Genomic DNA, 8,485 nt, shown 5'->3' on the forward strand with positions numbered 1-8,485 from the left:
CGATGTGGCGCCAATACGAATCAGGGCTTCGGTTGATGATCGGCCTGGCAATCATGCTGCTGGCGGGACTCGCTGCTGTGTCTTCCGGCGTTGCCGTTGCAGAGTCGCCAGCGTCCCTCACCATCGACGTCTATACCTGCGACAGTTTGCACGATCCGATCGATCCCAATCAGACGCTCGTGAATGAATGCGCGCTGGGCACGGAAGACATCGCGTTCACCTTGCAGCCGATAGCCTCGGCCAGCGGCAGCATGATGGCTTCCACCGGATCCGGCGGCAGTCCGTCCACCATTTCCTTCACGAATCTCGCGTCGGGCGACTTCCGCCTCCAGCAGCAGACGCCCAGCACCATCGCGCTCTCGTACATTGCCGAATGCACCAGCAACGTGCGCTCGTTCGAGTCGCCCTTCTCTCCCTTCACCATCGTCGAGCCGGCAGGGAGACTCGATATCCAGCTTCTCCCGGGAGAGCAACTCGCGTGCGACTGGTACAACATCCTTGCCCCGGAACAGGTGTCCGTCACCACACTGACGGTGAATGTCTACAGCTGTAGTGGTGACGTGATCGATCCGGAACTGTGCGAACTCGCTCCGGACGTCGAGCTTCGCCTCTTCAACCCAAGCGCCGAATTCATCCTCACTACCGACGAGAATGGCGTCGCCACTTTCGATGGAACCGGCGACTATACGATCGAGTTCGTTTCCGAACTTCCCGATCGGGTCACCTGCGGCATCTTTGTCCCGGATGGACCACGTAGTTCGACAGTAACCCTCGACCCGGCGAACCCGGTTACCCTCGACGCGTTCTATTGCTATCCCGGCGCATGAGCGACCATCGCTCCGCGTGCCGCGTGCCGCGTGCCGCGTGCCGCGTGCTAGTTGCTGACGACCGGCTCCCCGAACACCTCGGCCCGGTAGTACGCGATGGTCTTTTCCAGCCCTTCGTCGAGCGACACGCGCGGCTCCCAGTCGAGCACCGATTTCGCGAGCGAGATGTCTGGCCGGCGACGGTTCGGATCGTCTACCGGTAGCGGCAGGAACTCGATTTCCGATGAGGAGCCGGTCATCGCAAGCACCTTGGTCGCCAGCTCCAGCATAGTGAATTCGTTCGGGTTTCCGATGTTCACCGGACCGCTATAGTCCGAGTTCATGAGCCGGACGATTCCCTCGATCAGGTCGTCGATGTACTGAAAGCTGCGCGTCTGCTGGCCGGTGCCATACATGGTCAGAGGTTCGCCCTTGATCGCCTGGACGATGAAGTTGCTCACCACCCGGCCGTCGTGGGGCGCCATATATGGACCATAGGTATTGAAGATGCGCACGATGCGGGTTTCGATCCCATAGCGTCCGGCATAGGCGGTGATGAGCGCCTCGGCATACCGTTTCGATTCGTCGTACATCGAGCGCGGCCCCGTCGAGCTCACATGCCCTCGATAGTCTTCGCGCTGGGGATGGTCGAGCGGATCCCCATAGACCTCGGATGTGCTGGTAAAGAGGAAGCGCGCGTTGTCTTCGACCGCGCGGTCGAGCAGCCGCCGCGTCCCTTCCGAATTCACCAGCAACGTTTCGATGGGGAATTTCTGATACTCAGGCGGACTGGCCGGGCTCGCGCAGTGATAGATTCGGTCGAGCCTGGGCAACGACGGCAGCCCCTGGTTCAGGTCGAACTCCACAAGGGTAAAGGCCGGGTTTGCCTGCAATGCCGCCAGATTGCTCGTGCGGCCGGTGACCAGGTTGTCGAGCGCGATCACTTCCTCGCCATCGCGCACCAATCGCTCGCACAGATTAGCGCCGACGAATCCGGCTCCGCCGGTCACCAACGTTGTCATCCCAACTCTCCCTGAATTCCCAACTTCCATGTCCAATGGGCGCCACGACCCGAAATGCCGCGTGCGTCAACTGGTCGATTGTGGGCGTGGTGTGAATCCTAACAGGAGTCTGGGAGTCTCGCCGCTCGATCCAGGATGCCCGATACCATGGATACGATCACCCAGGTCATTCATAGGGGGTTGCCTTGTTCCCCCCGCTGCGTGGTTGCGGCCCTTCGCGGTCGCAATCGACTGACAATTGGAGAGAGCGAAACGCTTTGTGAATGATCCGGACCAGAGCGGTTCTTCACCGAAGTGCCTGCCATCGCAAAGAAGCGTGACGTTGTTGCCCTCGCTGTGGCGAGGAGATCCCTCCGCTCCGCCTCAGTCGGGATGACGGCATTCGCACGGCAGGCACGTGTCTCGGCAACCGCTCTAGCGTGACGGACCGCCCCAGCCATCGAAAAGGTCGATCAGGCATTCACACAGCGCCGCTGACTCGCGCATCTCTTCGCGCAGCGACTCCACCAGCGCCGCCTTGCCGAAATCGAGCGCCGGCGCGCCCATCATGCGGGTGGCCGCCTCGGTGCCGGCCCGTTTGAGATAGTTTGCTGTGACATCGAGCGCGTCCCGCTCCTGTGGAGACGGCGCGGAAAAGAGTGGGATCACCTGCCCAGACATTGGCCCGAACCTCTCGTTGCTTTGCCGATCCGCACGCCCCCGCATGCGGGTTCCCCCACCCTCGCATTGCGTCGGTTGGATGGTTCGGAGCGGCTGCCCCGGTTTGCGAATGCCCGAACCATCCAAGCGACGAGTAGATCATATGTTCTACCTGGTGATCGCGTCAAGCGGAAAACGGCTCGTGGGGGACTTCCTCACGAGCCGCGATTACCGAAGAAGGCGATGGGCTAGACGATCGGGCCCGGATCGTTCGCGTCGAGCGGATCGTAGCCGTCGTTGATCTCGAATCCGTCCGAGAAGCCGTCGTCATCGGTATCCGAATCGTTTGGATCGGTCATGAAATCGGTCACTTCGTTGTAGTCCCAGACACCGTCGCTGTCGCTGTCCGGCATCATCGGATTCGTGAAGTAGACCTTCGCCTCCTCATAGTCCCCAAGCATGTCACCATCGCCATCCGGCGAGTTTGGCCGGGACCCATAGACCTTCACTTCCTCGTAATCGGTGAGGCCGTCGCCGTCGAGATCCGGAGTCTCCGAACTCGCGTTGTAGAGCACTTCCTCGAGGTCGTTCAGACCGTCACCATCGGAGTCGTACTTGGTCGGATCGGAGTCCTCGTAGTTCAGTTCGTCGTGATCGCTCAGTCCATCTCCGTCGGTATCGGGATTGGCCGGATCGGTTCCCTGCTGGGTAACTTCGTTGTAGTCGGGCAGCCCATCGCCGTCGGTATCCATCGAGGTCGGGCTCGAACCGTAGATATGCACCTCGTCGCCGTCGCTCAGGCCATCCTGGTCGGAGTCGGGATTGTTCGGATCCGATCCCAGGGCCGCTTCGTCGTCGTCATAGAGTCCGTCACCGTCGGAATCGACCTTGATCGTCGGCACCGTGCCGCCTGCCTGACCTCCGCCGGCTGGACCTGTGGTCTCACCAGCATTGTCAACCGGTGCCTCGCTCTCGACAGAAGGTCCGACAAGATCGAGCGCGTTGCCAAGGGTCACTGCCAGCACAACTGACGCTGGATCGACGCCGCTCACCGGGGTCGAGTCGTCGAGATCGATCGCGTCTCCAGCGTCAAGCAACGCCGATGCGCCTTCGGCATCCTCCACGATGACCGAACCCTCCAGCACCAGCAACAGACCGGCGCCCGACTCGGACTCGAGCACGATCTCCTCCATCTGGCCCAGTTCGGTTCGGAGCAGCTCCATGTCCCGCATGCCCGCGACATCGACGTACATGTCGCCCATGTATTCGGCAGTGTCTGGCGGATTGGTGTCCAGCTCGATGCTCAACAGGGAGGCGCTCCCCAACGGCTCGACCCGATACGCGTCTCCGGCGGCGAGCGCCGCCGCTTCTTGCGCGCCCAGGAGCAACGCGTTGCCATTCGTCTCGGCCCGGACCAGTGTCGACCCATCGGTCCCCACCAGGAACATCGGATCGTCCCCGGGCAGGGTGAGTCCAGCGGCATCGACCGTCTGCTGACGCACCATGAATGCCACGCGGCCCTCGGGCAGATCGACCAACTGCTGGGCAATTACCTGAGATGCCGTGTGCCGTGCTCCGCCATCGACACCTTGACCCATCGACGCCTCGAACGAGCCGCCAAGAACCACTGCCGCCGCCAAGCCTGGCACAAGCAATCGGCCACAGAGGGTATATCCAAATCGTCGCCGTACGTTCATTCCAACTATCCCTTCATCATCTATTTCGGATCAACATCGAGTCGCGTCGTTCTATCGGGCGACCGCCCGTCTTGAGAGTTTGCAGACCTCCTCTTCGCTGATTCGCTCGCCCCACGCAAGCAACGAGTCGATTCTGCTGTGGATCGATCTGGACGAAAAGGTGCACTTCTGCGTAATTCGCTTCAGATACTGGATAGTCAATCTGCCCATGCGGCATACAGCGTTGCGCCATTGCGTAAGTAGTTTTGCGTTCCGCTTGACCGCGAGGCCGCGCCTCCGCAAGAATGCATCAATAGTTGACTAGTCAAAATCCGAATTGCTGGAGAGGTTGCACATGCGTTTCCGTCGTTCAGGAATGTCCTTGTTGATCGGGCTCATGCTCATGGTGTCCGCGCTGGCCGCCCGGCCCGCTGTGACCACGGCGCAGATCGAGCCATGGGCGTGTGAGGCTCCCGCCGCTGCTCCAGCCGCGAGCCCGGCGGCAGAGGAAGGCGCAGAAACCGCGGCCGAGGTGGTTCCCTTCCCGGAAAACGCCGGCACCGTCACGATTTTCGCGGCGGCCTCGCTCACCGATGCGTTCACCGAGGTCGAGACTACGCTCGAAGCCGCCAACCCCGGTCTCGATATCGTCAACAACTTCGCCGGTTCGCAGGCGCTGGTCACGCAATTGACCGAAGGCGCCCCGGCCGATGTGGCCGCGTTCGCCTCGAACACGGCCATGAGCAACGCCATCGAGGCGGGAACCGTCACCGCGGAACCGCAAACCTTCGTCGAGAATCTCTTGACCGTTGTCGTTCCGGCCGACAATCCGGCTGGCATCAGTTCGGCTGCCGATCTCGCCAAACCGGGCATCAAGCTGGTCCTCGCGCAGGAGGACGTTCCGGTCGGCGGCTACTCCCGCGAGAGCATCTGCAATATGGCTGCCGATACTGCCACCTACGGCGACGACTTCGTAGCCAACGTGGCCGGAAACGTCGTCTCCGAGGAAGACAACGTCCGCGCTGTGCTCAGCAAGGTTGCTCTGGGGGAGGCCGATGCCGGCATCGTCTATACCTCGGACGTGACCGACGATGTGGTTGCCATTGCAATCCCGGAAACGGTCAACGAGATCGCCACCTATCCGATTGCGCCGGTTGCTGCTGGGAACCAGGATGCCGCCGCTGCGTATATCTCCTACATCCTGTCGCCGGACGGACAGGCCATTCTCGAGTCCTACGGGTTCATTCCCGTCGACTAATTGTTGGCGGCGGCATCTCCGTCCTCGATTGCCGTCGTCACGAACTGCTCCATGCGACCGCCATGCGCCATCCGTTCGGCTGCGTGGCGGTCGCACTATGATTGGTCACCCCGCCTGGACCAGTAGATTGCAGCTCGCTACGCACAGGAATGGAGCGCGCAGCTATTTCGTCGCAAACGAACCAGTACCGATCTCACGGGCTCATGCGCATCGGACGTTGGCTGGCACTGCTTGCCGCCGCGGCGATGATCGGCTTTCTTGCGCTTCCCCTGGTCAGCCTGTTGTGGCGCACGATCGAGCGCTTCGATGGCGTTTCCGAACGTACCGCCACCACGCTACGTGAGGCGCTCTCCCTTTCGCTGGTGACGACCACCATTTCGATGTCCATTGTGCTCCTGTTCGGCACGCCGCTCGCCTTTCTGCTCGGCCGGCACGCGTTTCGTGGCAAGAACGCGCTGGAAACCCTGATCGATCTCCCCATCGTCCTCCCACCGGCGGTAGCGGGCCTCGCGCTCCTGATGGCGTTCGGGCGACGCGGCCTGGTGGGGGAGTATCTCGACCAGCACTTCGGCATCACCATTGGCTTCACGTCCACCGCGGTCGTCATGGCCCAGATCTTCGTGGCTACGCCGTTCTATGTGCGCGCCGCGCGTGCCGGCTTTGCTCGCTACGACAAGGGCATGGAAGAAGTTGCCGCCGACCTCGGCGCCGATCCCTGGCGGGTGCTGCGCAGTGTCACGCTGCCAATGGCTCGACCCGCGATCGGTGCGGGACTCGTGCTCGCCTGGGCGCGAGCGCTGGGCGAGTTTGGCGCCACCATCATGTTCGCCGGTTCGATCGCCGGCAGAACCGAGACCATGCCGCTGGCCGTCTATGGCCGCTACGAGGCCGGCGACTTGAACACTGCCCTGCTCCTCTCCGTCATCCTCGTCGCCTGCGCCACCCTGGTGCTGCTCTCGGTGCGCATCTCGAACCGCGCGAACGGATTCGATTGACCGGAAACGGGCCGAGACTGTTGTCGCTCGAGACGCGCGCGCGGAGCATTGTTGCTGCCCAATCTGATCTCGATGCGCACCGGCCGGAATTCCAATCCTGGGAAACCACGCACCGGGCTCCAAACCTCCCGCGTACAATCCCAGCCAACACTGCCGTTCGCCCCGTTCGCCAAAAGGATGAATCCCCATGCGCGTCAATCACGTCAAGCGCCGCCTGGCTGCTGGAGAGCCGTCGATCGGCACCTGGCTTTCGCTTCCCAGTCCGGAAGCAGCCGAGTTCGTTTCGCGGCTGGGGTTCGATTGGCTCGTGGTCGATACCGAGCACAATCCAATCGACATTCTGACGCTCTCGCGCATGTTTGGCGCCATCACGACCGGCGGAGTCGCCCCAATGGTTCGCATTCCGTGGAACCATCCCGAGAACTTCAAGCGCGTGCTCGACGCTGGCGCCTGGGGCGTCGTGGTCCCGATGGTCAACAGCCGCGAGGAGGCCGAACGCGCCGCCGAAGCTACCTTTTTCCCGCCAAAAGGCAAGCGCAGCGTTGGCGGAAGCATGACCGGCACCCGCTTCGACACCTCCGGCGGCGACTATCTCAAACACGCGGACGACGAAATCTGCCTGATCCTGCAGATCGAGCATATCGACGCGGTCGAGAAGTGCGATGAGATCCTGAGCGTACCCGGTGTCGCCGGATGTTTCATCGGACCGAACGACCTCGCCGCTTCGATGGGTATCGGTCTTGGCGTTCCACTCGAGTGGGATCATCCGCAGATCGTCGAAGCCATTGCTCACGTCTGCAAAACCTCCAAAGAGGTCGGCGTTGCGCCTGGCATTCACACCTCGGGCGCGGCGGGCATCAACCAGCGCATCGAAGAAGGATTCCAGTTCCTTGCCATGGCCAGCGAGTCCAAGTATCTGGTTGGCGGTCTCTCCAGCGATCTGGCCAAGACCAATTGGACGCCCTCTGAACGCGCCACGATTGGCGGAGATGAGACCGGAAGCGCGGTTCGCTACTGATCGATCGGGAACGAAACGCTCATTCCGTGGCCACGGCGAGGGGGCGCTCCCGCCGTGGCCATTGCCAACCGATCACGAACGCGGTCGCCAGTGTCGCCCCAATCAGGGCCAATCCGGTGTCGCCAAGCGTGTCCGTGTACGCGGTGGCCAGCTCGGGCGAATTGCGCACGAAGGTGACGTACTCCAGCACCTCCCAGACATAGGCGGTCAACGCGGCGAACCCGATCATCAACCCGGCAGCCGCTTTCCGTCCCACCGGGAGCAGCAGGAGCACCTGCCCAAACGCCAGCGTCAAGATGCCCCAGTTCAGGAAATGATTGAAATCGTCCCACCAGTCGATCGTGTCGTAGAGGTTCAGCGCGTTGCCGGCTGTGTCGATCAGCAGCGGCAACACCACCAGAATGTCGAGCAGATACGGATAGGGCAGCTTCACCCCACGGCGACGAGCCAGCCACCACCCGATTGGCACCACCACCATCGAGATCGGGTAGAAGACCGCGCGGGCATTCATCGCTTTGCCCTGGAACTGCTCCAGATCTGGCCGCGCCACCGCGAAGAGCAGCAACCCCACCAGCGCGGCTTTCACCGCCGCATCGATCCAGAAGAGCCACGGCTTCGATTGCAGGCTCATGGCAACCAGTCCTGTTCGTAAATCGCGGCAACCAGTTCTTTCTGATTGCGCATCCCCAGCTTGTTGAGAATGTGCTCGATATGTGTGCGGACCGTGCTTTCGCTAATGAAGAGCGCTTCGCCGATTTCCCCGGCGGTGTGTCCAGGCACCAGCCGCAGCACCTCCCGTTCCCGGGGTGACAACACCGCGAGCGCGTTCCTGCTGGCGTGTTTCGATTCGACTGGCGCTCGTGCTGGCGCGAAGGCAGCCGCTACTGCCTCGGGAGGTGTGAGCGCCGCGCCTTCAGCCATCAACTCCGCAAACCGATCCTGGCCGAGGTGCGCTTCCGCCTCCTCCAGATTGCGTCGAAACCGTTCCCGGAACGGCACCTTGACCGATGCGCCCATGCTTGCGTGTAGGCTCTGGATCGAACCAGAGATCTGCGCGACGAGTTCGTAGTT

The 8,485-nt window shown here is 62.1% G+C and carries 9 protein-coding genes; 4 read left to right on the plus strand and 5 right to left on the minus strand.

Going from position 1 to position 8,485, the window contains the following annotated elements:
- The first annotated feature begins 2 nt into the window (after positions 1 to 2).
- Positions 3 to 827: a hypothetical protein gene (locus R2855_01130; protein MEZ4529606.1), complete on the plus strand. Its 825-nt coding sequence runs from the start codon at positions 3 to 5 to the stop codon at positions 825 to 827.
- 47 nt (positions 828 to 874) lie between these two features.
- Here the strand turns inward: R2855_01130 and R2855_01135 are convergent, their stop codons facing one another.
- The 3 genes from R2855_01135 to R2855_01145 all read right to left on the minus strand — a co-directional run bounded on the left by R2855_01135 (position 875) and on the right by R2855_01145 (position 4,164).
- On the minus strand, positions 875 to 1,828 hold the full coding sequence (locus R2855_01135) for a UDP-glucuronic acid decarboxylase family protein (GenBank protein ID MEZ4529607.1): 954 nt from the start codon (positions 1,826 to 1,828) through the stop codon (positions 875 to 877).
- Between the two features lie 414 nt (positions 1,829 to 2,242).
- Positions 2,243 to 2,488: a hypothetical protein gene (locus tag R2855_01140; protein MEZ4529608.1), complete on the minus strand. Its 246-nt coding sequence runs from the start codon at positions 2,486 to 2,488 to the stop codon at positions 2,243 to 2,245.
- Between the two features lie 227 nt (positions 2,489 to 2,715).
- Positions 2,716 to 4,164 carry a hypothetical protein gene (locus R2855_01145; protein MEZ4529609.1) on the minus strand — a complete coding sequence of 483 codons (1,449 nt, stop codon included), beginning with the start codon at positions 4,162 to 4,164 and terminating at the stop codon, positions 2,716 to 2,718.
- A gap of 334 nt (positions 4,165 to 4,498) precedes the next feature.
- Here R2855_01145 and modA point away from each other — a divergent pair, with 334 nt between their 5' ends.
- The 3 genes from modA to R2855_01160 all read left to right on the plus strand — a co-directional run bounded on the left by modA (position 4,499) and on the right by R2855_01160 (position 7,414).
- Positions 4,499 to 5,401, plus strand: coding sequence for a molybdate ABC transporter substrate-binding protein (gene modA, locus R2855_01150; GenBank protein MEZ4529610.1), 903 nt, complete (start codon positions 4,499 to 4,501; stop codon positions 5,399 to 5,401).
- Between the two features lie 203 nt (positions 5,402 to 5,604).
- Complete coding sequence (locus tag R2855_01155; protein MEZ4529611.1) at positions 5,605 to 6,396, plus strand: ABC transporter permease; 792 nt, start codon at positions 5,605 to 5,607, stop codon at positions 6,394 to 6,396.
- Between the two features lie 187 nt (positions 6,397 to 6,583).
- Complete coding sequence (locus R2855_01160; protein ID MEZ4529612.1) at positions 6,584 to 7,414, plus strand: aldolase/citrate lyase family protein; 831 nt, start codon at positions 6,584 to 6,586, stop codon at positions 7,412 to 7,414.
- A gap of 19 nt (positions 7,415 to 7,433) precedes the next feature.
- On the opposite strand, the gene R2855_01165 is transcribed toward R2855_01160, so the two are convergent.
- Both R2855_01165 and R2855_01170 read right to left on the minus strand, forming a co-directional pair.
- Positions 7,434 to 8,045 (minus strand): hypothetical protein, encoded by a 612-nt coding sequence (locus R2855_01165; GenBank protein ID MEZ4529613.1) that lies wholly within the window; start codon positions 8,043 to 8,045, stop codon positions 7,434 to 7,436.
- Positions 8,042 to 8,485 (minus strand): helix-turn-helix transcriptional regulator (locus R2855_01170; protein ID MEZ4529614.1); only part of this gene is annotated, 444 nt, incomplete at its 5' end. The genes R2855_01170 and R2855_01165, both read right to left, overlap by 4 nt.

The sequence above is a fragment of the Thermomicrobiales bacterium genome (assembly GCA_041390825.1).
Lineage (GTDB): Bacteria > Chloroflexota > Chloroflexia > Thermomicrobiales > UBA6265 > JAMLHN01.

What these genes read in the sequence shown, in the direction of transcription:
- modA (MEZ4529610.1), top strand. Translation starts at nt 4,499, where the DNA reads ATGCGTTTCCGTCGTTCAGGAATGTCCTTGTTGATCGGGCTCATGCTC.
- R2855_01130 (MEZ4529606.1), top strand. Translation starts at nt 3, where the DNA reads ATGTGGCGCCAATACGAATCAGGGCTTCGGTTGATGATCGGCCTGGCA.
- R2855_01155 (MEZ4529611.1), top strand. Translation starts at nt 5,605, where the DNA reads ATGCGCATCGGACGTTGGCTGGCACTGCTTGCCGCCGCGGCGATGATC.
- R2855_01160 (MEZ4529612.1), top strand. Translation starts at nt 6,584, where the DNA reads ATGCGCGTCAATCACGTCAAGCGCCGCCTGGCTGCTGGAGAGCCGTCG.
- R2855_01135 (MEZ4529607.1), bottom strand. Translation starts at nt 1,828, where the DNA reads ATGACAACGTTGGTGACCGGCGGAGCCGGATTCGTCGGCGCTAATCTG.
- R2855_01145 (MEZ4529609.1), bottom strand. Translation starts at nt 4,164, where the DNA reads ATGAACGTACGGCGACGATTTGGATATACCCTCTGTGGCCGATTGCTT.
- R2855_01165 (MEZ4529613.1), bottom strand. Translation starts at nt 8,045, where the DNA reads ATGAGCCTGCAATCGAAGCCGTGGCTCTTCTGGATCGATGCGGCGGTG.
- R2855_01140 (MEZ4529608.1), bottom strand. Translation starts at nt 2,488, where the DNA reads ATGTCTGGGCAGGTGATCCCACTCTTTTCCGCGCCGTCTCCACAGGAG.